General features: G+C 68.3%; 21 protein-coding genes. 9 read left to right on the top strand and 12 right to left on the bottom strand.

Annotated elements, in window-relative coordinates; translation table 11 throughout:
* Window positions 1-100: 100 nt before the first annotated feature.
* Window positions 101-859 carry a MotA/TolQ/ExbB proton channel family protein gene (locus tag G432_RS15415; RefSeq protein WP_015459741.1) on the bottom strand — a complete coding sequence of 253 codons (759 nt, stop codon included), beginning with the start codon at window positions 857-859 and terminating at the stop codon, window positions 101-103.
* A 78-nt stretch (window positions 860-937) separates the two neighbouring features.
* Window positions 938-1,597 carry an energy transducer TonB gene (locus tag G432_RS15410; RefSeq protein WP_041864952.1) on the bottom strand — a complete coding sequence of 220 codons (660 nt, stop codon included), beginning with the start codon at window positions 1,595-1,597 and terminating at the stop codon, window positions 938-940.
* Between the two features lie 319 nt (window positions 1,598-1,916).
* Here G432_RS15410 and G432_RS15405 point away from each other — a divergent pair, with 319 nt between their 5' ends.
* Window positions 1,917-2,687, top strand: coding sequence for a hypothetical protein (locus G432_RS15405; RefSeq protein WP_015459739.1), 771 nt, complete (start codon window positions 1,917-1,919; stop codon window positions 2,685-2,687).
* 73 nt (window positions 2,688-2,760) lie between these two features.
* Here the strand turns inward: G432_RS15405 and G432_RS15400 are convergent, their stop codons facing one another.
* Window positions 2,761-3,162 carry a dihydroneopterin aldolase gene (locus G432_RS15400; protein WP_015459738.1) on the bottom strand — a complete coding sequence of 134 codons (402 nt, stop codon included), beginning with the start codon at window positions 3,160-3,162 and terminating at the stop codon, window positions 2,761-2,763.
* 257 nt (window positions 3,163-3,419) lie between these two features.
* Between G432_RS15400 and G432_RS15395 the strand changes: the two genes are divergently transcribed.
* Genes G432_RS15395 through G432_RS15380 form a run of 4 tightly spaced genes read left to right on the top strand, consistent with a single transcriptional unit; the run spans window position 3,420 to window position 6,357 of the window.
* A complete protein-coding gene (locus G432_RS15395) occupies window positions 3,420-3,944 on the top strand; it encodes a GNAT family N-acetyltransferase (protein ID WP_015459737.1) in 525 nt (174 codons plus the stop codon).
* Between the two features lie 27 nt (window positions 3,945-3,971).
* Window positions 3,972-4,541, top strand: a complete 570-nt coding sequence (locus tag G432_RS15390) for a DUF1285 domain-containing protein (RefSeq protein WP_015459736.1) — start codon at window positions 3,972-3,974, stop codon at window positions 4,539-4,541.
* Entirely contained in the window at window positions 4,541-5,143 is a 603-nt protein-coding gene (locus G432_RS15385; RefSeq protein ID WP_015459735.1) for a CoA pyrophosphatase, read from the top strand. The genes G432_RS15390 and G432_RS15385 overlap by 1 nt, the downstream gene beginning before the upstream one ends.
* The gene (locus G432_RS15380; RefSeq protein ID WP_015459734.1) at window positions 5,140-6,357 is read left to right on the top strand and encodes a CCA tRNA nucleotidyltransferase; all 1,218 of its coding nucleotides are present in this window, start codon (window positions 5,140-5,142) and stop codon (window positions 6,355-6,357) included. The genes G432_RS15385 and G432_RS15380 overlap by 4 nt, the downstream gene beginning before the upstream one ends.
* On the opposite strand, the gene G432_RS15375 is transcribed toward G432_RS15380, so the two are convergent.
* Together G432_RS15375 and parC are read right to left on the bottom strand one after the other, a co-directional pair.
* Window positions 6,333-8,117 (bottom strand): putative bifunctional diguanylate cyclase/phosphodiesterase, encoded by a 1,785-nt coding sequence (locus G432_RS15375; protein ID WP_015459733.1) that lies wholly within the window; start codon window positions 8,115-8,117, stop codon window positions 6,333-6,335. The genes G432_RS15380 and G432_RS15375 overlap by 25 nt on opposite strands.
* 80 nt (window positions 8,118-8,197) lie before the next feature.
* On the bottom strand, window positions 8,198-10,447 hold the full coding sequence (gene parC, locus G432_RS15370; protein ID WP_015459732.1) for a DNA topoisomerase IV subunit A: 2,250 nt from the start codon (window positions 10,445-10,447) through the stop codon (window positions 8,198-8,200).
* A gap of 177 nt (window positions 10,448-10,624) precedes the next feature.
* Here parC and G432_RS23780 point away from each other — a divergent pair, with 177 nt between their 5' ends.
* Window positions 10,625-10,798 (top strand): hypothetical protein, encoded by a 174-nt coding sequence (locus G432_RS23780; protein ID WP_187294006.1) that lies wholly within the window; start codon window positions 10,625-10,627, stop codon window positions 10,796-10,798.
* Window positions 10,799-10,820: 22 nt separating this feature from the next.
* Here the strand turns inward: G432_RS23780 and aroC are convergent, their stop codons facing one another.
* The 6 genes from aroC to G432_RS15340 form a co-directional block, all read right to left on the bottom strand.
* Window positions 10,821-11,891: a chorismate synthase gene (gene aroC / locus G432_RS15365; protein WP_015459731.1), complete on the bottom strand. Its 1,071-nt coding sequence runs from the start codon at window positions 11,889-11,891 to the stop codon at window positions 10,821-10,823.
* A gap of 128 nt (window positions 11,892-12,019) precedes the next feature.
* Window positions 12,020-12,823 (bottom strand): enoyl-ACP reductase FabI, encoded by an 804-nt coding sequence (fabI, locus tag G432_RS15360; protein ID WP_015459730.1) that lies wholly within the window; start codon window positions 12,821-12,823, stop codon window positions 12,020-12,022.
* 10 nt (window positions 12,824-12,833) lie between these two features.
* The gene (locus G432_RS15355; protein WP_015459729.1) at window positions 12,834-13,769 is read right to left on the bottom strand and encodes a YihY/virulence factor BrkB family protein; all 936 of its coding nucleotides are present in this window, start codon (window positions 13,767-13,769) and stop codon (window positions 12,834-12,836) included.
* A gap of 35 nt (window positions 13,770-13,804) precedes the next feature.
* Window positions 13,805-14,734 carry a DnaJ C-terminal domain-containing protein gene (locus G432_RS15350; protein WP_015459728.1) on the bottom strand — a complete coding sequence of 310 codons (930 nt, stop codon included), beginning with the start codon at window positions 14,732-14,734 and terminating at the stop codon, window positions 13,805-13,807.
* 196 nt (window positions 14,735-14,930) lie between these two features.
* Window positions 14,931-15,812: a transglutaminase family protein gene (locus G432_RS15345; RefSeq protein ID WP_015459727.1), complete on the bottom strand. Its 882-nt coding sequence runs from the start codon at window positions 15,810-15,812 to the stop codon at window positions 14,931-14,933.
* Window positions 15,812-18,289 carry a circularly permuted type 2 ATP-grasp protein gene (locus tag G432_RS15340; protein WP_051128753.1) on the bottom strand — a complete coding sequence of 826 codons (2,478 nt, stop codon included), beginning with the start codon at window positions 18,287-18,289 and terminating at the stop codon, window positions 15,812-15,814. Before G432_RS15340 ends, G432_RS15345 begins: the two co-directional genes overlap by 1 nt.
* 199 nt (window positions 18,290-18,488) lie before the next feature.
* On the opposite strand from G432_RS15340, the gene G432_RS24130 reads away from it, so the two are divergent.
* From G432_RS24130 to G432_RS15325, 3 genes are all read left to right on the top strand, one after another.
* On the top strand, window positions 18,489-19,118 hold the full coding sequence (locus G432_RS24130; protein ID WP_236626793.1) for a PEPxxWA-CTERM sorting domain-containing protein: 630 nt from the start codon (window positions 18,489-18,491) through the stop codon (window positions 19,116-19,118).
* Between the two features lie 77 nt (window positions 19,119-19,195).
* Window positions 19,196-19,783: a pyridoxamine 5'-phosphate oxidase gene (gene pdxH / locus G432_RS15330; RefSeq protein ID WP_015459724.1), complete on the top strand. Its 588-nt coding sequence runs from the start codon at window positions 19,196-19,198 to the stop codon at window positions 19,781-19,783.
* Window positions 19,780-20,688 carry a cation diffusion facilitator family transporter gene (locus G432_RS15325; protein WP_015459723.1) on the top strand — a complete coding sequence of 303 codons (909 nt, stop codon included), beginning with the start codon at window positions 19,780-19,782 and terminating at the stop codon, window positions 20,686-20,688. Before pdxH ends, G432_RS15325 begins: the two co-directional genes overlap by 4 nt.
* Before the next feature lie 21 nt (window positions 20,689-20,709).
* On the opposite strand, the gene pepN is transcribed toward G432_RS15325, so the two are convergent.
* Window positions 20,710-23,310 carry an aminopeptidase N gene (gene pepN / locus G432_RS15320; RefSeq protein WP_041865463.1) on the bottom strand — a complete coding sequence of 867 codons (2,601 nt, stop codon included), beginning with the start codon at window positions 23,308-23,310 and terminating at the stop codon, window positions 20,710-20,712.
* Window positions 23,311-23,397 lie beyond the last annotated feature (87 nt).

Below are 23,397 nucleotides of genomic sequence, written 5' to 3'. Positions count from 1 at the left end.
TGTGATCCTGTCCTACTTCAAATTTCGCCGGCGCGTGGCCGACGGAACGACCCGGCATTCCGGCGCGGCCCCGATATCGGAGGCCGCGCCGGGCCGATTATCAAGCCTTGGTGGCGGTCGCGGCCGGCTTGGCGGCGGCCGGAGCAGCCGGCTTGGCCGAGAGGAGCGCCGGCTTCACGGCACCGTTCGAAACCATGTAGCCATGGACGTCGGTGGAGAAGGCGGCGATCTGTTCGGCGACAACCTTGTTGCGGCGGATCAGCCAGTTGTAGCCGAGCACGGCCGGAACGGCCACGGCGAGGCCGAGCGCGGTCATGATCAGAGCTTCACCGACCGGGCCGGCGACGGCGTCGATCGAGGCCTGGCCAGCCGCGCCGATCTTGATGAGCGCGCGGTAGATGCCGATCACGGTGCCGAACAGACCGATGAACGGCGCGGTCGAACCGACGGTGGCGAGCACGGCGAGGCCGTTGCCGAGCTTCGAGTTGATCGCCTGCTGGCTGCGGCCGAGCGAACCGAGCAGCCAGTCATGCTGGTCGATCGGGTCGATCAGCTTGGTGTGCTCGTCCTGCGCGCGGAGGCCGTCGTCGACGATCTGGCGATAGGCCGAGTTCTTCTCGAGCTTGGCGGCGCCGTCCTTCAGGCTCGGCGAACCCCAGAAGGAGGTGCGCACGCGCTTGGCCTGGTTCAGGATCTTCTGCTGCTCGAGCAGCTTGGTGAACATGATGTACCAGGAGGCAGCCGACATCACCACCAGGATGATGAAGACGGCCCAGGCGATCGTTCCGCCCTGCTCCAGGGCGGCCATCAGGCCGTAGGGGTTTTCGCCGCCATGGGGCGCTGCAGCGGGGGTAGCCATTTCGGTGTTCTTCCTCTTCGTCGAATTTGGTTGGATCGGCTGGCCGGATCGCTTCAGCCGATCCGGCTCTCGCCACTATCAATCTTTGGGCATCTGCCAGCGAACGCGGCGGGTATAGCCGCTCGAAGCGATGGGATTGCCTGCCGCATCCTGCGCGGGCTTGTAACGGCCACGGCGCGTGATGTTCTTGCAGGCCGCATCATCGAGATCGGGCGATCCGCTCGACGAAGTCACGCGGCAGTTCACCACGCGTCCCTGCTCGTCGACGTCCCACGCGACACCGGTGGTGCCTTCGCGTTCCTCACGGAGCGCACGCGACGGATAGTCGTCGGTGGTGACCCAAAGGCTCGAATTGCCACGCTCGGTCGCCTTGGCAGCCTGCGAAGGCGGCGGTGGCGGCGGCGGTGCCGGCGGCGCGGTGGGCGTGATGACCACGGGCGGCGCTTCCCGAACCGTCGTCACCGGCGGCGGCGTGGGATTGGGCACGCTCACAATCGGGGGCGGGGCAAGAACGGGCGGCGGTTCCACCGGTTGATCCGGCGGCGGCGGCGGCGGCACTTCCTCCGGGGGTGGTGGCTCCTCTTCGACGTCGAAGGTCTTCAGATCCTGGGCGACCTTCTTGACGACGTTGTATGCCAGGCCAGTCACGAACGCATAGCCGATCACTGCGTGAAGCAGCGCGACAATGGCGATCGCCACGACCCGGCGGGAGCTCATCGATTGATCAGCGTAAGCCATTAAGGAACGACACTCCCTCCAATCCACAAGCTTCACGGGCTACGGGCTGCCCGTGGGGCGGGCCCGACATAATCCAGCGGGTACCGTCTTCGTTCAGTAATTATTGACGGGATGTGTGTCCTTATCGCGACACTTTCGGCGACGCAATTCCTTTGTCCAACGCTTGAACGTCCCGCATGCCCCGTGCGAAACCCGCCGGAGAGGCCGTTTCCGAATGGCTGCGGAGATTTGACACTAAGGAGTGGACATGCGGCGGAGCACCTTGGCCCTGGCTTTTCTGGCGGCGCTTTCCGCGAATCCGGCGGTAGCGCAACCAGATATGCGAATCGTCGGAAATCCGGCCTTCACCTATGCGGATCTAGTCGGATTGGCGGAATCATCGGACGCTGTCGCCGACGTCGAGGTGACGGCGGCGACCAAGCTAAAAGGCCCGGCCGCGGCAAATGTTCCGGCCGGGCACCAGCGCTTCTATCTTGAAGGGAATCTGAACGCGCTTCTCGGCGGGAAGAAGGGATTGCCGGGCCAGATCTCCTGGCTGGCGGACGTGCCGCTCGACGCCGCGAATCGGGCGCCCAAGCTCAAGAAGGCCCGGCTGCTGCTGTTCGTGGATGCCGTGGCGGGCCGGCCGGGCGAGGTAAGGCTGGCCGCGCCTTTCGGCCAGATCGCCTGGTCGCAGGAGGAGGATGCGCGCGTGCGCGGCGTGCTGCGGGACCTGAACGCCACGGACGCGCCGCCGCACATCACCCGCGTCGGCAACGCCTTCCAGGTGCCGGGCTCGCTGCCGGGCGAGAGCGAGACGCAGATATTCCTGGGGACGGACGACGGGCGGCCGGTCTCCCTCAGCGTTCTGCGCCGGCCGGGCGAGGCGCCGCGCTGGGCGGTGGCGCTGGGCGAAATGGTGGACGACAGCGCCGCCCCGCCCGCTCCCGACAGCCTCCTCTGGTATCGGCTGGCCTGCACGCTGCCGCCCGAACTGCCGGAAAATTCCACCGCCGATCTTGGCGCCCGGCAGGCGGATGCGGCGCGGGCCGATTATCGCGTGGTGATCGAGGGGCTCCAGCCCTGCGAGCGGAATTTTCCCGCTCGCTGAACCACTTATATTGCGCTCACCGCAATGATACCGCGCGGCCAACGCACTGGCAGGCAACCCGAAAGGCCACTGCCTAAAAAGAGGACAATTCCACGCCGACGGCCGCGCAATCGGCATAGATATCGGGCTTGCGCGTGGAAACCCGAAGGCCCGTGACCCCGGCGCGCGCCGCGATCAGATCGTAGATGGCGCGCGCCAGCGTCTCCTGCAGGTTGAACCGCCGGCTGTTCGCCAGCCGGCCGATCTCGGTGCGCAGGAAATCGTAATTCCACGCGGCGGACACATTGTCCTCGGCCGCGAAGCTCGCCTCGTCGATCCACACTTCCACCGTCACCAGCAGGCGCTGCGGATTGCCGACCTCGAAATCGTGGAAGCCGATGTCGACCGGCAGGTCGAAATCCTCAAGGAAGATGCGCCGTTTCTTCGGCGCGAGGGATGCCGGAACGAGTCCGTCGAGGATCGGTGCGGTGGTCATGTGGGAAATCTCGCTTGGTTCGGGGACGCGGTAGCCGCTGCCTGAAAATCGGGCAAGTCGGGCACGGGCAAGGCGGGGCTTGCCAGTCCCGTCACCCTCACAGGCTTATCCACAACCCTTTCCACGAACGCTGTGGAAAAGGCGTCCGGCGCGAATCGCCTCCATCCTCCCCAAGTCGATTCGCGCTTTCCTTTCGCGGCGGAACCACTAAGGGCGCGCGCAATCGAAACCTGAAGCATGGAAAGCTCCCCCCAGGATTGATCACGCTCGCTCCGATCGCCGCCGCCGCGCCCGCCGCCATCGAACAATTGCTGGATGCCGCCTTCGGCACCGATCGGCATGGCCGCACCGCCTATCGGCTGCGAAGCGGGACGGAGCAGATTCCGGCCCTGTCGCTGGCGGCTTTCGAATCGGGCGAGCTGGTCGGCACGATCCAGTGCTGGCCGGTCGAGCTGGCGGCGGAGGATGGCCGCATCGTGCCGATGGTGCTGGTGGGGCCTGTCGCCGTGCGGCCCGATCGGCAGAAGGACGGTATCGGCCGCATGCTGATGGAAGCGATGCTCGCGGCCGCCGATGCCGGCCATGCCGATGCGCTCGTCCTGATCGGCGACCCCGAATATTATGAGCGCTTCTTCGGCTTTTCCGCCGACCGGACCGGCGGCTGGGACGTGCCCGGCCCGGTGGAGCGCCACCGCCTGCTCGCGCGGCTGCGCGGCCCCGCCCCTCTTCCCGAGCGCGGAACGCTCCGGCCGCGGCAGGAGGCGGCGGCGGCTTTGCGCTGAAGGCGAGGATGGCCTAATCGGGTCGCCATGCCCGAAACGAGCCCCCCGCCCGAGGACCTGACCGGCCTTTCGCTCGCCGAGATCGCCCGCCTCGCGGCCGAGCGGAAGCTGCCGCCGGTCGAGAAATGGAATCCGGCGCATTGCGGGCACAGCGACATGCGCATCGCCCGCGACGGCACCTGGTTCCACCAGGGATCGCCGATCGGGCGGGAAGCGATGGTGCGCCTGTTCGCCAGCATCCTCCGGCGCGAGCCCGATGGCCGGCACGTCCTCGTCACCCCGGTCGAGAAGCTCGACATTGATGTCGAGGATGCGGCCTTCATCGCCGTGGAGCTGAAGACCGAGGGCACCGGGCGCGATCGCAGCCTCGCCTTCCGCCTCAACACCGGCGACATCGTCGTCGCCGGCGAGGACCATCCGCTGCGCTTCGAGGACAAGGGCGATGGCCCCCACCCCTATCTCGCCGTGCGCGGCGGGCTGGAGGCGCTGGTGGCGCGCCCGGTCTATTATGAGCTCGCCGCCATCGCGATCGAGGAGGCGGGCGAACCGCTCGGTCTCTGGAGCAATGGCCGCTTCTTCCCGCTGGAGTCCGAATGATGACCTTGAGCGAACGGCTCCGCGCCGCATTGCGGGACGGGCAGGCCCTGGCGCCGGTGCTGCTGGAGCATGACGACGGCGATTTCGCCCTGCGGGCGGGCGAGCCGATCGTGCCCGCCGCCGTGCTGGTGCCCTTCGTCGATCGTCCCGAGCCGACGATATTGATGATCCTGCGCCCCGAAACGATGCGCCGCCATGCCGGCCAGATCGCCTTTCCCGGCGGCCGGGTCGATCCGGGGGACGACGGCGTCGTCGGCGCGGCGCTGCGCGAGGCGGAGGAGGAGATCGGCATGCCCCGCGCGCGGGTGGACGTGGTGGGCACGGCCGATCGCTATCGCACCATCACCGGCTATGAAGTGACGCCGGTGATCGGCGTCGTGCCGCCCGATCTGCCGCTCGTCCCCCAGCCCGCCGAGGTCGCCGACATCTTCGAGGTGCCGCTGGCCTATCTGCTCGAGCCGTCCAACCATATCGAGCAGGCCGTGGAGTGGCAGGGGCGCGAGCGCCGCTATTTCGAGATCACCTGGCAGGACCGCCGCATCTGGGGCGCCACCGCCGCGATGCTCGTCAATCTCGGCCGCCGGCTCGCTTATCCGCTATGACGACGCTGCTGCCGGATGCGGCCTGGCGCCACGGCGCCGGCCTCGTCGATCTGCTTGCCGCACTGGGCGCGGACGAAGGCGCCATCCGCTATGTCGGCGGCGCAGTGCGCGATACGCTGCTGGGGCTTGCCGTATCCGACGTCGATTGCGCGACGCGGCTGCTGCCGGACGAGGTGATCGCCCGCGTCCGCAAGGCGGGCTTCAAGGCCGTGCCCACCGGCATCGCCCACGGCACCGTCACCGCCGTCCTGCCGGGGTCCACGATCGAGGTGACGACGCTCCGGCGCGACGTTTCCACCGACGGTCGCCGCGCCACCGTCGCCTTCACCGATGATTGGCGCGAGGATGCCGCCCGCCGTGATTTCACGATCAACGCGCTGTTCGCCGATCCGTCATCCGGCGAGGTGATCGATTATTTCGGCGGCGTCGGGGATCTGGCCGAAGGCCATGTGCGCTTCATCGGCGATCCCCTGATGCGAATCGCCGAGGATCATCTGCGCATCCTGCGTTTCTTCCGCTTCCATGCCCGCTTCGGGCGCGGCGCCCCGGACGGCCCCGGTCTCGCCGCCTGCGCGGATCGCGCGAACGACCTGATGGCGCTTTCGCGCGAGCGCATCGCCGACGAGCTTCTGAAGCTGCTCGCGCTTCCCGATCCCGCGCCCACGGTGGCGCTGATGCACGCCCACGGCATCTTCCGGCCGGTGCTGCCCGAAATCGGGGAGGAAGGCGTCGCCCGGCTTACGCGGCTGATCGACAGGGAAACGCGATCGGGGGCCCGGCCCGATCCCGTGCGCCGGCTGGCCGCGCTGCTGCCGCGCGATCCGGCCCTCGCCGCGCAGGTGGCATCGCGGCTGCGCCTGTCCAACGCGATGCGCGCGCGGATCGAGCTGCTCGCTGCCCCGCCCGCCCCGGAAACGGCGCCGATCCCGCTCGCCTATCGCCATCCCGACGCGGCGGTCGATCTGCTGCTGCTTTCGGACATGAGCGATGCCGAGCTGGCGGCCGCGCTCGCCGCGCTCGACGGCTGGCATCGGCCGACATTCCCGCTCAGGGGCGGCGATCTCGTCAAGCTCGGCCTGCGCCCCGGCCCGCAGGTGGCGGCGGCATTGCAGGCGATCGAGCGCGATTGGATGGCGGCGGGTTTCCCCGATGGCGAATGGGCCGCCCGCGCGGCACAGGCCGCGGTCGATCAGGCGTTGCGCGAACGCCAGTAAGCCAGCGCCTCATCGGCGGCGAGCGGGCGGGCGAAGTAGAAGCCCTGGCCGCAGCTGCATCCCAGCGCCGCCAGCGTCTGCGCCAGCTCGAACGTCTCCACCCCCTCGGCGGTGGTATCCATGCCCAGCGCATCGGCCAGGCCCAGCACCGCGCGCACGATCGCCACCGAATCGCGGTCGCCCAGCATGCCCGTCACGAAGCTGCGGTCGATCTTCAATATGTCGATCGGCAGGCGCTGGAGATAAGCGAGCGAGGAATAGCCGGTGCCGAAATCGTCCATGGCGATCTTGGCATCCAGCTCCTTCAAACCCTGCAAGGTGCGTGTCGCCCGTTCCGGGTCCTGCACGATCGAGCTTTCGGTCAGCTCCAGCGTCAGCCGCTCGCCGGTGATCCCGGCGCGGCGGAGCGCCCCTTCCACCGCGCTCGAAACATCGTCGCGGGCAAGCTGGATGGCGGATACGTTGACGCCGATATGGATCGGCACGGCCTCGCCCTGCGTGGCATCCCATTGCGCGAGCGTGCTCAAGGCCGTTTCGAACGCCCAGCGCCCCAGCGGCACGATCAGCCCCGATTCTTCCGCGACCGGGATGAACTCGGTCGGCGATATCAGCCCCAGCGCCTCATGCTCCCAGCGGGCCAGCGCCTCGAAGCCGGCGACGCGATTGGTCTGCAGGTTGATCAGCGGCTGGAAGGCCAGGGTCAGCGAATCGCTGTCGATCGCGCGGCGCAGCTCGGTCTCCAGGCTGAAGCGGTGCCGCGCCTTGCTTACCTCGCCGGGCTGATACACCTCCACCCGGCCCGATGCCTTGGCCCGTTTCAGCGCGAACTGGGCGTTGCGCACCAGATCCTCCGCGCCCGCCGCCCGGTCGCTCACCAGCGCGCAGCCGATCGCGCAGTCGATCCGTATCTCCAGGTCCGAAATGCGGAACGGCGCGGTCATCGTCGCCTGGATGCGCCGCGCGGCGTGCAGGGCGTCGCCGGGGCCGTCCGTCAAGGTCAGCAGGATGGCGAATTCGTCGCCGCCGATCCGCGCCAGCATGTCGCCCGCCCGCAACGATGCGACCATCCGGCGCGCGACGGTGATGATCAGCTCGTCCCCGGCGATCGATCCCATGCTCTCGTTGATGCGGCTGAACCGGGTGAGATCGACGATCAGCACGGCGTGGCCCACCGGATCGTCGCAGGCCAGCACCGCGTCCAGCGCCTCGCCGAACGCGACCCGGTTGGGCAGCCCGGTCAGGCTGTCATGGGTCATCTCGGCGCGCAGGCTGCGTTCGTTCTCCACCTCGGCGGTGCGATCGATCAGCGAAAGCACGCAGCGCCGCGTGCCGTCGTCATAAGCGGAAAGCCGGCCCAGCCGGACGACGAAATGGCGCCCGCCCACGCCGTCGCCATCCTGCCAGCCGAATTCGTGGCCCCGCTTGTCGCCGGCCAGGAAGGTCTGAAGCGCACGCTTCAGCGGCTCGCGCTCGATCAGGGGGGCGGCCGCGCCGGGGCGGATCGGGATGATGCCGGAAAGCGAATCCAGCATCTCGAACCGCTCGTTGGCGAGCAGCTCGATCGCACCATCCGGCTTCTGGGTAACGATCGCCGCCGCGATCGGCAGGGCGTTCAGATAATCGACCCGCGCGCGCCGGATCAGCTCGATCGCGGCCCGCTCGCCGATTGGGTCCACGCCTGACATGTCACGCAACAGGGCAAGCTCCATCGCTCCGTCCGTGAAGACGGCCAATTCGCTGCGAGACGGCTCGACCTGCATATTCTCCCGCGATAGAGCGAGACGGTTAATTTCTGCTTTAGGCCGCAACGCTTCCTATCGCGCGATTTCCGTGACTTGTATCAACTTCCGAAGCGATTGTCGCGCGGGAAGCCGATCGGCGGCATCCGCCCGCCCGCGCCCCGCGCGGTGCGCCAGGGGGTCATGTCGCTTTCCGTCCGCGTCCGCCCGGTCTCGCCGCCCATGGCCCAGCTCAGGCCCTCCTCGAAGCGGAAGGCCAGCGCGTCGGAAAGGCCACCGTCGCGATAACGCTGCAATTGCACGCCCGCCCCGCGCGCCATTTCCGGCATCTCGCGGATGGGGAACACCACCAGCTTCCGGTTCTCGCCGATCACGGCCATATAGTCCGCGTCCGCCGGCACCGCGCGGACGACGCGCAGCTTCGCGCCGGGGCGCAGGTTCATCACCTGCTTGCCCTTGCGGGTCTCGGCCACGATGTCCGCCGTGATGCCCAGGAAGCCGCGCCCGTCGGACGACGCCAGCAGCAGGCGCGCGCCCGCGCTCGCCGGCAGCAGCGCCACGGGCGGCGCCTCGCTCTCCAGGTCCACCATCAGCCGCACCGGCTCGCCGAAGCCGCGCCCGCCGGGCAGCTTGTCGGCAGCCAGCGTGTAGAAACGGCCGGTCTCGGTCGCCAGCAGCAGCTTGTCCGTCGTCTGGGCGTGGAAGGCGAAGAGCGGGCCGTCCCCTTCCTTGAATTTCAGCGCGTCGGCCGATCCCAGGTCGCTATGCCCCTTCATCGCGCGGATCCAGCCGCGCTGGGAAAGGATCACGGTGATCGGCTCGCGCTCGATCATCGCCTCCAGCGGAATCTCGCGCGCGGGCGCCGCTTCCTCGATCAGCGTGCGGCGGCGGCCGATATCGGTTTCCGGGCCATAGCGCTCGCGCAGCTTCGCCAGGTCCTTCTTCATCCGCGTGCGCTGGCGCGCCGGGCTGTCGATCAGCGCGGCCAGGCCCTTGCGCTCCTCGTCCAGCGCGTCGCGCTCCCGCTTCAGCTCCATCTCCTCCAGCTTGCGCAGAGACCTGAGCCGCATGTTGAGGATCGCCTCGGCCTGCCGGTCGGAAAGCTTGAACTCCGCCATCAGCACGGGCTTCGGCTCGTCCTCCTCGCGGATGATCTGGATCACGCGATCGAGGTTCAGATAGGTGATCAGATAACCGTCGAGCAGCTCGATCCGGTCGTCGATCTTGGCCAGCCGATGCCGTGATCGGCGGACGAGCACCTCGAACTGATGCTCCAGCCAGGCGGCCAGCACCTGCTTCAGGCTCATCACCCGCGGCGTGCGCTGGGCATCGAGGACGTTGAGGTTCAGCGACACCCGCGATTCGAGCGCGGTCAGCCGGAACAGGCTGTCCATCAGCACCTGCGGATCGACGGTGCGGGCGCGCGGCTCCAGCACGATGCGCACCACCTCGTCCGATTCGTCGCGGACGTCGGCCAGGATCGGCAGCTTCTTGTCGTTGATGAGGGCCGCGATCTCTTCGATCAGCTTGGCCTTGGGCGTCTGGTAGGGGATTTCGTGGATCACCGCCGTCCAGGTGCCGCGCCCCTGATCCTCGATCGACCAGCGCGCCCGCACGCGGAAGCTGCCCCGCCCGGTCAGATAGGCCTCGGCGATCGTCGCCGGCCCGTCCACGATCACGCCGCCGGTCGGGAAATCCGGCCCCTTCACGAACTGCATCAGATCGCTGTCCGGCGCGTCGGGCTGGTCGATCAGCAGGGTCGCGGCGTCGATCAGCTCGGCCACGTTATGCGACGGGATCGATGTCGCCATGCCCACCGCGATGCCGCTCGCGCCATTGGCCAGCAGGTTGGGGAACAGGCCGGGGAAGACCTCCGGCTCCTCCTCCTCGCCATTATAGGTGGCGCGGAAATCGACGGTGCCTTCGTCCAGCCCGGCCATCAGGTCGATGGCGGGCGGCGCCAGCCGGGCCTCGGTATAGCGGTAGGCGGCGGCGTTATCGCCGTCGATATTGCCGAAATTGCCCTGCCCGTCGACCAGCGGGTAACGCAGCGAGAAATCCTGCGCCAGCCGCACCATCGCGTCGTAGACGGACTGGTCGCCATGCGGATGATATTTGCCGATCGTGTCGCCGACGACGCGGGCGCATTTCTTGTAGGCGGCCTGCGGATCGAGCCTGAGCAGCCGCATCGCCCACAGCAGCCGGCGATGGACCGGCTTCAGCCCGTCGCGGACGTCGGGGAGCGAACGGGCCGTGATCGTGGACAGCGCATAGACGAGATATCGGTCGGAAAGGGCGCTGTCGAACGGGGCTTCGATGATCTGGTCGAGCGGCTCGGCGGATGCGGTCATGGCGCAGGGATAGCAGCGCCGATCCGCTCATGCGAGGGCGCATTTCACCCCGGCGCGATCCGGCCGGGCATGGCCCATGGATAAGCTGTCCTTATGGAAACCGCCGCTGATCTGATTGGTCTTTCCTCAAGCGAAACCCCATCTTCAGGGTGCCTTCGACCAGCAAAGGATCATAAGATGTCCGGTGACTGCACCCAGCCGCTCCGCTCGCGCGCCCACGCCGGCCTCACCGCGCGGCTTGCCGCGATCCTCGATCAGGCGGCCACCCCCTTCGAGCCGCTCCAGCGCGCCCGGTTCGACGCGCCGTGGCTGAAGGAGGGCGGCGCGCCGTGCTGCGATCGCCGCCCCTGATCGATCGGAAACGCCCGCCCCGTCAGCCGCACTGGGCGCGGTGGAGCAGCTTCTGGTCGGCCAGCACGAGCGCCACCATCGCTTCCACCACCGGCGCCGCGCGGATACCGACGCAGGGGTCGTGGCGGCCCTTGGTGCGGATGTCCGCCGCCTGCCCGTCCCGCCCGATGGTCTCCACCGGCGTCAGGATCGAGGATGTGGGCTTCAGCGCCACGCGCAGCACCAGCGGCTGGCCGGTGGAGATGCCGCCCGCCACGCCGCCGGCATGGTTGGCCAGGAAAATCGGCTTGCCGTCCGGGCCGGGGCGCATCGGATCGGCATTGGTCTCCCCGGTCAGCCGCGCGGCATCGAAGCCGTCGCCGATCTCCACGCCCTTCACGGCATTGATCGACATGCAGGCCGCCGCCAGCTCGCTGTCCAGCTTGGCATAGAGCGGCGCGCCCCAGCCCGCCGGCAATCCATCCGCCACGCATTCGACGATCGCACCCACGGACGATCCCGCCTTGCGCGCTCCGTCGACGATCTCCTCCCAGCGCGCCGCCGCGGCGGTATCGGGGCAGAAGAAGGGATTGCGATCGATCTCGGCATCGTCGAACGCCGCGCGATCGATGGCGTCGCCGCCCAGCTCGACCAGATAGGCGCGGATGCGGACCTCGGGGATCACTGCCCGCGCCACCGCGCCCGCCGCCACCCGCGCGGCGGTTTCCCGCGCGGAGGAACGGCCGCCGCCGCGATAGTCGCGGAAACCGTATTTGGCATCATAGGCATAATCGGCATGGCCCGGCCGATAGGCGAGCGCGACCTCGGAATAATCCTTCGACCGCTGGTCCACATTCTCGATCATCAGGCTGATCGGCGTGCCGGTGGTGCGGCCTTCGAACACGCCGGACAGGATGCGGACCCGATCGGGCTCCTGCCGCTGCGTGGTGAAGCGCGAGGTGCCCGGCCGGCGCTTGTCGAGCCAGGGCTGGATATCGGTTTCGTCGAGCGACAGCCCCGGCGGGCAGCCGTCCACCACCGCGCCCAGCGCCGGCCCGTGGGATTCCCCCCAGGTGGTGAAACGGAAAACGCGGCCGAAGCTGTTGAACGACATCTACAAAAGCCCTCTCCCCTCCGGGGGGAGGGTTGGGAGAGGGGAAGTCCGCCCGCTGTTGGAACGGAAGATGGGCCACCCCGCCGGCCCCCTCCCCGGCCCCCTCCCCGAAGGGAGAGGGCTGCACTTCACGAAAGCGCGATGTCCGGCGCGTCCTCGGCCTTCATGCCGATCACGTTGTAACCGGCGTCGACATGGTGGATTTCGCCGGTCACGCCGCTCGCGAGGTCGGACAGCATGTAGAGGCCAGCGCCGCCCACATCCTCGATCGTCACGTTGCGGCGCAGCGGCGAATTCAGCTCGTTCCACTTCAGGATGTAGCGGAAATCGCCGATGCCGGAGGCCGCCAGCGTCTTTATCGGCCCGGCGGAGATGGCGTTGACGCGGATATTCTCCGGCCCCAGATCCATCGCCAGATATTTCACCGACGTTTCCAGCGCCGCCTTGGCCACGCCCATGACGTTATAATGGGGAACGACCTTCTCGGCGCCGTAATAGCTGAGCGTCAGGATCGATCCGCCGTTCGGCATCATCGGCCGCGCCCGCTTGGTGACGGCGACGAGGCTGAAGGCCGATATGTTCATCGTCAGCAGGAAATTATCGAGGCTGGTGTCGACATATTTGCCGCGCAGCTCGTTCTTGTCCGAAAAGCCGATGGCATGGACGACGAAATCGATCGTCGGCCAGCGCGCCGCCAGCGTTTCGAATGCGGTGTCGAGCGCGGCCATGTCGCCCACATCGCAATCGATCAGGAAATCCGATCCCAATTCTTCCGCCAGCGGGCGCACGCGGCGCTCCAGCGCCTCGCCCTGATAGCTGAAGGCCAGCTCGGCGCCCTGCGCGCGCAGCGCCTTGGCGATGCCCCAGGCGAGCGACCGATCGTTGGCGAGGCCCATGATGAGCCCCCTCTTTCCTTCCATCAGGCCTGTCATTCTAACTCCATCAGCCTTGTGACGCAGGCCCCTTTACCGCCGGTTCGGGCGTTTCCGCCAGTGCTGCGTTGATGTTCGCGCCGATTACCAGCCCGAATCCCACCAGCCAGAAGAACAAGAGGGTGATGATCGTGCCCGCCAGGCCGCCATAAGTCAGGTCATATCCGCCCAGCAGGCCCAGCACGCGGGGCAGCGCCATCGTCACCCCGATCCACCAGAGCGTGACGAACAGCGCGCCCGGCCATTTGGGGCAGGGCGCGAAGCGATACTTCGACGGGGTGAGCGAATAGATCAGCCAGTAGAGCGCCAGCGCCATCAGCACGAGCGGGGCGATGCGCGAGATGCCGATCCACAGCATCGCCTTGTCCGCGAAGGGCAGCAGCCGGCCGACGAACTCCTCGGCCGCCGTCAGCAGCACCTGCATGGAAAAGGCGACCAGCGTGGCGATCACCGAAACGATGATGATCCCGATCGATCCCAGCCGGTAATGCCAGAAGGCCTTGGAATAAGGCGTGCCATAGGCCCGGCGCAGGATATCGCGAATCGTCTCGATGAAGCTGCCCACCGTCCACAGGCCGACGATCGCGCCCAGCCAGAGGAGCGATCCGGTGCCGCGCGCCACCAGCACGTCGGTGATCGGCTTGCGCAGCAGATTTTCCACCGTGGGCGGCAGCGTGCTCAGGAAGGTGGCGACGGCCGCCTGCACGTCGGGCTCGCGGCCCAGCATCTGGGCCAGCGCGGCGAGGATGATGAAGAAGGGGAACAGCGCCAGCAGCGACAGATAGGCCAGGTTGCCGGCGTGGATAAACCCGTCCGAATAGACGCCCACGATCACCCGGCGGGCGATCTCGAAAGGGCGGGTGCCGGGTCGGACGCGATCGAGCTGCCTTTCCCATGCCGGCCGCAGCGCGCGGGCTTCCGGCGATTCTGGAGAGGCATCCTGCAAGTTTCCGCCCTTTCGCTATTCGGCTTTATCGGGGGTCAAACCCCCAAGGCCAGTCGCGGGTTGCGTCCCTTCCCCTTCCAACCCTCGATAAAGGCTTCCAGATCCGGATCGCCCAGCGGCAGATCGACCAGCAGGGTGACGAGCTGGTTGCCGCGCGATCCATCCTTGCGGGTGAAGCCCTTGCCGCCCAGCCGCAGCACCTTGCCCGATGTCGATCCCTTGGGGATGTTCATCATCACCGGCCCGTCGACGGTGGGCACGCGCACCTTGCCGCCCAGCACCGCCTCGTCGATGGTGATCGGCAGGTCCAGCCGCACGTCGTCGCCCTCGCGGGTGAAGAAGCGGTGGGGCTTGATCTCCACGGTCACGATCGCGTCGCCCGCGCCGCCGGGGCCGGCCTCGCCCTTGCCGGCCAGCCGCATCTGAGTGCCGTTCTCCACGCCCGCCGGCAGCTTCACGTCTATCGTCTTGCCGTCCGCCAGCGTCACCCGCTGGGGCTTCAGCGCGGCCGCGTCCTCGAACGGCACGGCCAGGCGATAGGCGATGTTGGCGCCCTTGGCGGGCTGGCGCCGCGCGCCGCCGAAACCGCCGAAGCCGCCGCCGCCCCTGCCCCGCTGGCCGCCGAACAGGCCTTCGAAGATATCGCCGAAATCCGCGCCCTCGCCGGCAAAGCCGCCAAAGCCGCCGCCATGGCCGCCGCCCGTGCCGGCGCCGCCGAAACCGCCGCCGTAGAAGCCGCGCGGATTGCCCTGCTCGTCTATCTCGCCGCGATCATATTGGGCGCGCTTGTCCTTGTCGGAAAGCAGGTCGTAGGCGGCCGTCACCTCCGCGAACCTGTCGGCCGCGTCGGGCTTGTCCTTGTTGCGGTCGGGATGCAGTTCCTTGGCCAGCTTGCGATAGGCCTTCTTGATCTCGGCCTCGCTTGCACCACGGGCCACGCCCAGCTTCGAATATAGGTCCGCCATGTCCACTCGTTACGCCGGCCGCGCGCCGGCACCAACTGTTGCTGAAATGCAACATAGGAGATGTGCGCTGTGTCCGGTTCCCGCAAGGGAAAAATATTCGCCGCGAATTGCGCGGATAAGCCATGGTTCCCGGCGCATCGGCATCCTCCCCTGATGCCCGGCGGCCGCGCTTGCGGATTGCCGCGCCATCCCGCCTTCACTCCTCCAGCGGCTCGACATCCACCGAAACATCGATCTGCTGCGCGCCCTGCCCCAGGAAGATGCCGTCGATCGGCGATACGTCCCCATAATCGCGGCCGATGGCGGTGACGATATGGTCGCTGCCCATGCCGCAGGCGTTGGTGGGATCGAAGCCCAGCCAGCCGCGCCCCGGCCCGCACCAGATCAGCACCCAGGCATGGGTGGCGTCCGCCCCCACCAGCCGGGGCTGCCCCGGCGGCGGGATGGTGCGGATATAGCCGCTGACATAGGCCGCCGGCAGGCCATGGCCGCGCAGCGCAGCGATCATGATCTGGGCGAAATCCTGGCACACGCCATGCCGCGCGCGGAAGGCGTCGATCGGCGGGGTATCGGCCAGGGTCGCGCTGCCGTCATATCGGAACTCGTCATGGATGCGCTGCGCGAGCGCATAGCCCGCCTCCACCACGCCCCGGCCCGGCGCCAGATCGGCGGCGGCCCAATCGGCGATCTCGCGCTCCAGCCCGATCATCGGCGAGGCGGAAAGATAATTGGCCGGCCCCACGGCCGAAAGATCGCCCGAATTGCGCGCCACCGCCGTCACCGTCACCAGATCGGGATCGTCGGCGCGCGGCTCCGGGGCGATCCGGTCCACCCGCATGCGGAACCGGCTTTCGATCACCAGCTCGTTCGCGGCATGATCCACCACCATCCGCATCGCATTGACCGGATAGCCCCCCGATCGCGCGGACGACAGACGGGGGCGCGGCGTGATCTCCAGCCTGTGCGTCTCGAGCTGCTGGCCGTCCCAGGCGATCGGCTCCAGCCGCAAATTGCAGCGCGCGAAGCGGACCGGGCTGTCATAGCCGAACCGCGTGCGGTGCGTGACGGCATAGCGCATCACGCCAGGATCATGCCCGATGCGCGCAGCGTCTCGCTGCCCTGCAGGAAATAGCGCCGCCCGATCGCGTCCGACAAGGTCAGCAGCCGGTTCTCCAACGCCATCACCGCATTGGGGCCGAGCGCCTCGGCCTTGGCCAGCGCCACCAGCCCGCCCAGCTCGATCGCCAGCAACTGCTGCTCCTCCGCCATGCCGTCGTCGCGCAGCGCCGGCAGCGCCTTCAGATGCTCACCGATCACCTCCACCTGGAAGGCCAGCGATCGCGGATTGAACGGATCGAGCGCCACCAGGTCGCGCACCGGCGCCAGCGACATGCCGGTCATGTAGCGCGCGCGATAGCTGATCTGGCTGTCCGTGAGGTCCAATAAAGTGGTGAGATCGTCGGAGGAGGCTTCGTCCGAGGCGAAGGTCCTGAGCAGCCGGCACACCGCCAGCCCCCGCTCGATCCGCCGGCCGACATCGTGGAACCGCCAGGCCGCCGTCCGCCCCATATTCTCCGCCGCCAGCCCGGCCAGCGCCGAGAAGCGCTCCTGCAACGCGGTGGCGCGGATCAGGATATCGGCCGCTCCGGCATCGCCGCCCGCCGGCACCGGCGTATCGATCAGCCGCCAGACATCGGCGGAAAGCCGGTCGCGCGTGCCCTCGCCGATCGATCGCACCGTGGCGAGCAGGGCGCGGACCGAGGCGAGCCCGCCGCCGTCGAGCGCCTCCAGGGCCAGCGCCCGCACATCCGCGGCCCCGTCGCCGCCGGCGGATACCGCGCCGGACGCGACGAGCAGCCCGCGCAGCCGGTCCATCGTGCCCTGCAGCAGCGCCGCGCCGCCATCCACGTCGATGCTGCCGCCCAGCATGGCGCGCACGAGGCGCAAGGTCGCCTCGCCGCGTTCCAGATAGCGGCCCAGCCAGAACAGATTGTCCGCCGCGCGGCTGGGCAAGGTGCCCGGATTGCGCCGGATCGCCACCTTCTGCGGCATCAGCGTCACCGCATCCACCGGCCGGTCCGCCACCACGCAGACATCGGCGGAAAGCGTCCCCTCCCCGATCCCGGCGGCGCGTATGTCATGCTCCTGACCCAGCCGCGCGAAGCCGCCGGGCATCACCGTCCATTCGCCATGCCCGTCGCGGGCGGCGAACAGGCGCAGGATGAAGGGGCGGGGCACCAGCATCGCATCGGCCAGCGCCGGCATGGTCGAAAGGTGGACCAGTTCCTGCCCCACATAATCCTGCGGGCGCCGGGCGATGCCTTCCATCAGCACCGCCCGCGCCGCGCCGCCCAGCTCGCCGCCGATCACCGGCCGCCCATCCGGCAGGCCCTGCGGCGCGCCCCCGAAGGCGGGTGCGATCAGCAGGTCGTCGAAATGGGCGAGCACATAGGCCCGCTCGCGATCCTGCCCGCACCACCAGGTCGCGATATTGGGCAGGCGCAGCGGCTCGCCGGTCAGCCGCCGCGCCAATGCCGGCAGGAAGGCCGAAAGCGCGGGCGATTCGATCACGCCGGCACCCGGCGCGTTCAGCACCACGGTGTTGCCCGCCGTCATCGCATCCATCAGGCCGGGAACGCCGATCGCCGATTGCGCGTCGAAGGCCAGCGGGTCGATGAAGCGCGTGTCCATCCGCCGCCACAGCGCGTCGATCCGCTTCAGCCCCTCGATGGTGCGGACGTAGAGTTGGTTCTCCCGCACGGCGAGGTCCTCGCCCTCCACCAGCAGGAAGCCCAGATAGCGCGCGAGGTGGGCCTGCTCGGGATAGCTCTGGGTGAAGCGCCCAGGCGTCAGCAGGCCGATGCGCGGATCGGCGCGGCGGCAGGCGGCCGCCAGCCCTTCGCGAAAATCGGAGAAGAAGGGCGCGAGCCGGACGATGTTGAGCCGGGTGTAGAGCGTCCCCATCACCCGCGATGCCGCCATGCGGTTTTCCAGCGCATAGCCGGCGCCGGCCGGCACGCGGGCATAGTCGGCCAGGACGCGCCACTCGCCGTCCGGCCCGCGGCCGAGATCGACCGCCAGGGTATGCAGCCGCCGTCCGCCCGGCGGATCGACGCCGATCATCGTCCGCCAGAAATGCGGGCTGCCGGCGGCGAGAAGCGCGGGCAGCGCCTCGTCCCGGAACAGGGCCTGCGCGCCGAACATGTCGTCCAGTATCGCTTCCAGCAGCTCCGCCCGTTGGGCGATGCCGCGCGCGAGGCCGCGCCATTCGTCCTCGCCCATCAGCAACGGCATGGCGGAAAGCGGCCAGGGCCGCTCATGCGCCTCGCCGGGCAGGCGGAACGCCATGCCGATCTCGGCCACCTGCCGGGCCACGCGATCCTGCACCTGGTTCAGATTGCCGTCGGCAAGCTGGGCCATGCCTTCCAGCAGGCGATGCCACCAGCGCGCGCCCCGGCCGGCATCGCCGCGCAGCACGTCGCCGCCGGTCGCGCGCGGCAGATAGGATGCCATCCATCCCTCGCCCCATGTCGGCAAGCCCGGCAATTGCGCCATCGTCCCCACGTCTCCGCATCCAGCCGAACGGCCGCCAGGCCCGTTGCCGCTTCACCGTCGTCGCAGGATCGTCGGATAACCGCCCGGTTTCAAGGCCGGTTTGCGGCAGCGCGGCAAAAAGCGGAGCCGCCCGCGCGAGAGGATTGGCGCGGGGTAATAATTGTGGTTAATGGAAGCCGAATATCGGGGGAATCGACTGATGCGCAAAGCGTTGTTATTGGTCGCCTTATGCTGTGCGGCGGCACCCGCGAACGCGGCACGCTATCTTCATTACGACCTCACTTTCGCGATTTCCGGCGAAAACTTCGATTATGATCTCAATGCCTTCGTGCCTTTTCGCGGATTGGCGACGCTGACGGCGGACATCGACACCGATTGGGTGCTTGATGATGGCGTGGGCGAAAGCTTTTCATCGATCGACTTCGGCTCGATCGGAATGATCTTCCATTCGGCCTATGCGCAGGCCGATCGCCTCGATTTCTCCTTCCAGGCGGGCGAAGGCGAAACGTTCGAAATCTTCGGCGCGTCCGCCTTGTTCGCCCCCGGCAGCTTCGACGGCCATTTCCCGGCGGCGGTGGATGCCGCCGGCCTCAAGGGCGGATCGTTCGCCATGTCCTATGGCGCGCATCACCAGGCGGGGCGCGCCACCGGGACGATCCGGTCGATCGGGGTCACGTCCGGCGATGCCGCGCCCGATATGCTCGGCGTCCGCTACAGCTACACCATCAGCGCCGTTCCCGAACCGGCAAGCTGGGCGATGATGGTGGCGGGCTTCGGCCTCGCCGGGGGATGGATCAGGCGCGCGCGGCCCCGTCCGCAGGCCGCCTGAACGCCGATCCGCGCAAACGCCTCGCCCGGACGGGCAGGATCATTCCGTTACGGCCCGATTCCGATTAAGGCGGGCGCATGATGCAGCCATCCCGCGATCCCTTCGCCCTGTTCGATGCCTGGTTCGCCGAAGCGCGCGCCAGCGAGCCCAACGATGCCAACGCCATGGCGGTCGCCACCGTCGGGCCGGACGGGCAGCCGTCGCTGCGCATGGTGCTGCTCAAGGGGCATGACGATCGCGGCTTCGTTTTCTACACCAACCTCGAAAGCCGCAAGGCGGGCGAGCTGATCGCCACCCCCAGGGCCGCGCTGCTGTTCCACTGGAAATCGCTGCGCCGCCAGATCCGCATCGAGGGCCATGTCTCCCGCGTCAGCGATGTTGAGGGGGACGCCTATTTCGCTACTCGCAGCCGCGATTCGCAGCTCGGCGCCTGGGCGTCGGACCAGTCCCGCCCGCTCGCCGATCGCGAGACGTTCGAGGCGCGCTACGAAGCGATGGCCGCCCGCTTCGAAGGGCAGGACGTCCCCCGCCCGCCGCATTGGTCCGGCTTCCGCGTCGCGGCCGAACGGATCGAATTCTGGCAGGACAGGCCCCACCGCCTGCACGAGCGCCTGGTCTATACCCGCACCGGCGACGGCTGGACCACGGGCATGCTCTATCCGTGAAGGCGATCCCGCTCGCCCAGCGGGCGGCGATCGCCAGCGTCGCCACCGCCTGCTTCCTGCTCGCCCTCAAGGGCTATGCCGCCGCGCGCACCGATTCGGTGGCGATGCTGGGCTCGCTCGCGGATACCGGGCTCGATCTCTTCGCCTCGCTCGTCACCTTGTGGGGCGTGCGCGTCGCCGCCGTTCCGGCCGATGACGATCATCGCTTCGGCCACGGCAAGGCCGAAGCGCTGGCGGCCCTGTTCCAGGTCGCGCTCATCACCGTTTCCGCCACCGCGATCGGCTGGCAGGCCGTCACCCGGCTGATCGACGGGCGGCACGGCGCCCATGCCGAATATGGCATCGGCGTATCGCTGCTGGCGCTGGCCGTGACGGGCCTCCTCATCAGCTACCAGCGGCGCGTGCTGGCGCAGACCGGCAGCATCGCGATCCGGGCGGACAATGTTCACTACCAGTCCGATCTGCTGCTGAACGGATCGGTGATCGTCGCCCTCGTGCTGGATCAATATCTCGGCATCGCCGGCGCCGACCCCGCCTTCGGCGTGCTGATCGCCGCGTGGCTGGCCTGGGGCGCCTGGGGATCGGCGGTCGCCGCGATCGACCAGCTCATGGACAAGGAATGGCCGGAGGAGCGGCGCGCCCAATTCCTGGCGATCGCCGCCCGCCACCCGGAGCTGCGCGGCATCCACGATCTGCGCACCCGCACCAGCGGCGCGCGCGATTTCGTGCAGTTCCACGCCGATGTCGCCCCGGACATGACGATCGCCGAGGCCCATCGCGTGATGGAGGAGGTGGAGGATCGCCTCCGCGCGGAATTTCCGGGCGTGGAAATCCTGATCCACCCGGACCCGGAAGGCTGGGTGCCGCACCGCCGCAGGAAACCGGACGACCGCCAGGCGGGCTGACCCGCGCCGGCGGCCGTCCGGTCAGCCGAGGCTCTTGGACGCCTGCTCGAACACGTCCTTCGACAGCCCCGGTGTCGCCACGATCCGTTCCAGTTCCTTGCGCATCAGCGCGGCGCGGCCCTCGTCGAACCGCCGCCAGCGGCCCAGTGGCGGCACCAGCTTCGCTGCCGTCTGCGGGTTCAGCTTGTCCACCGCCAGCACCATATCGGCCAGGAAGCGGTATCCACGCCCGGATGCGTCGTTGAACGCCTTCTGGTTCACCGAGAAGGCCCCCACCAGCGCGCGGATGCGATTGGGGTTGGCCAGGGTGAAATCGGGATGCTTCGCCAGCTTCTCCACCGCGTCCACCGTATCGTCGCGGGTGGACAGCGCCTGCGTCGTGAACCATTTGTCGATGACGAGGCCGTTGTCGCGATAGCGATCGTAAAAGGCCGCCAGCGCCTCGTCCCGCTCGGGCCAGGGGCTGTTGGCCAGCGTCGCCAGCGCGCCCTGCCGGTCGGTCATGTTGTCGGCATCGCGGAACTGGCGATGGGCGATGATCGCCGCATCCTCCGCGCCGCTCGCCGCCAGATAGCCCAGCGCCACCGTCTTCAGCCGCCGCAGCCCCTTGGCCGCCGGCGTATATTCGTAACGGTTGGCGTGGGTCTTGGCGTAGGAGGCGCGCCACTCGTCCTCCAGTTCCTGCCCCAGGTCGCGGCGCAGCGCCTCGCGCGCGGCATGGATGGCGACGGGATCGACCTTCGCCATCTGGTCGCCGATGAAGGATTCGCTCGGCAGCAGCACCGCCTCGGCGATGAAGGCCGCGTCCAGCGCCGAATTGCGCAGCGTATCCTGCACGGCATCGATCACCGGCCGGTGATCCGCCGATCCCCTGGCGACGGCGCCCACCAGCGTATCCACCATCAGCTGCTGCATCGCCTCATATCGGGCGAAGGGATCGTCGTCGCGCGCGGAAAGGAAGGCGAGGTCGGCGGCCGATCGTTCGGAAATCACCGTCACCGGCGCGGAAAAGCCGCGATTGATCGACAGGATGGGCCGCTCGCCGATGCCTTCGAACAATATCTCCTGATGCTGGTCCTCCAGCATCACCAGCCGCTCGCCGCCGAAGACCTCGCCGGTCATCTCGCCGTAAAGCGCCACGCGCAGCGGGATCGGCATCGGCTGCTTGGCGGGCTGCCCCGGCGTCGGCGGCACTTCCTGCTCCAGGGTCAGCCGCGCCTGTCCGCCGGCCGGCTCGTGCGTCAGCGTCGCCCGCACGCGCGGCGTGCCGGCCTGCGAATACCACAGGCGGAACCGGGTGAGGTCGACGCCGGATGCGTCCTCCATCGCGGTCACAAAATCCTCGCAGGTCGCCGCCTGCCCGTCATGCCGCTCGAAATAGAGGTCCGAACCCGCGCGAAACTTCTCCGGCCCCAATATGGTGTGGAGCATGCGGATCACCTCGGCGCCCTTGTTGTAGACGGTCGCCGTGTAGAAGTTCGAAATCTCGATATAGCTTTCGGGCCGGATCGGATGGGCCAGCGGGCCGGCATCCTCGGGGAATTGCGCGGCGCGGAGCGCGCGGACGTCCTCGATCCGCTTCACCGCGGCCGATCCCTGATCGGCGGAGAAGCTCTGGTCGCGGAAGACGGTGAAGCCTTCCTTCAGCGAAAGCTGGAACCAGTCCCGGCAGGTGACGCGGTTGCCGGACCAGTTGTGGAAATATTCGTGTGCCACCACGCCCGCAACATTGTCGTAATCCACGTCCGTCGCCGTATCGGGATCGGCCAGGATGTAGCGCGAATTGAAGATGTTGAGGCTTTTGTTCTCCATCGCACCGAAGTTGAAGTCGGCGACCGCGACGATGTTGAATTCGCCAAGGTCATATTCGCGGCCATAGACCTTCTCGTCCCAGGCCATCGATGCCTTCAGCGCGGCCATGGCATGTTCGGTGCGCGGCAGATCGTCCGGCTTCACCCAGATGGCAAGCTCCACCTGCTTGCCCGATCGGGTGGCGAAGCTGTCGCGATTGGCGACGAGGTCGGCCGCCACCAGCGCGAAGAGGTAGGTCGGCTTGAAGAAGGGATCGCGCCATTCCGCCCAGTGCCGCCCGCCCGGCAGATCGCCGCCGCCGGTGCGGTCGCCATTGGAAAGCAGCACCGGATAGCGCGCCTTGTCCGCCTCCATCCGCACGACATAGCGGCTCAGCACGTCCGGCCGGTCGGGGAAGAAGGTGATGCGGCGGAAGCCCTCCGGCTCGCACTGGGTGCACAGGTTCCCACCCGAGGCATAAAGCCCCATCAGCTGGGAATTGGCCTCGGGCGCGATCTCCACCTCGGTCTCGATCTCATGCGCGTCGCCGGGCAGGTCGATCAGCAGCGCCGGGCCGTCCATCCGCCAGGCATCGGCCTGCGGCTCGCCATCGATGCGCACCGCGACCGGCGTCAGCCCGTCGCCGTCCAGCCTGAGCGGCCGCTGATGCACGCCGTTGCGGGTCACGCTCAACCGCGCCTTCACCCGCGTGGCGGCGGGATCGAGCGTGAAATCCAGCGCGATATCGGGCACCAGCCAGTCGGGCGACCGGTAATCCTCGCGGTGGATGACGGGCGGCGGCGCCGCGGCGGCGTTCTGGGCATCGAGCATGTCCATAGGTTTACGCCGTGCCGCCCGCCGATGCCAGCCTTCACCGGCACCGAAACGCCCGCTTGCCTGCCGGCCGGGAAACGGGCC

Origin of the sequence: Sphingomonas sp. MM-1 (assembly GCF_000347675.2) — a bacterium.
Lineage (GTDB): Bacteria > Pseudomonadota > Alphaproteobacteria > Sphingomonadales > Sphingomonadaceae > Sphingomonas_E > Sphingomonas_E fennica.
The sequence above is the reverse complement of the archived record's forward strand: the minus strand, read 5'-3'. Positions and strand labels throughout refer to the sequence as shown.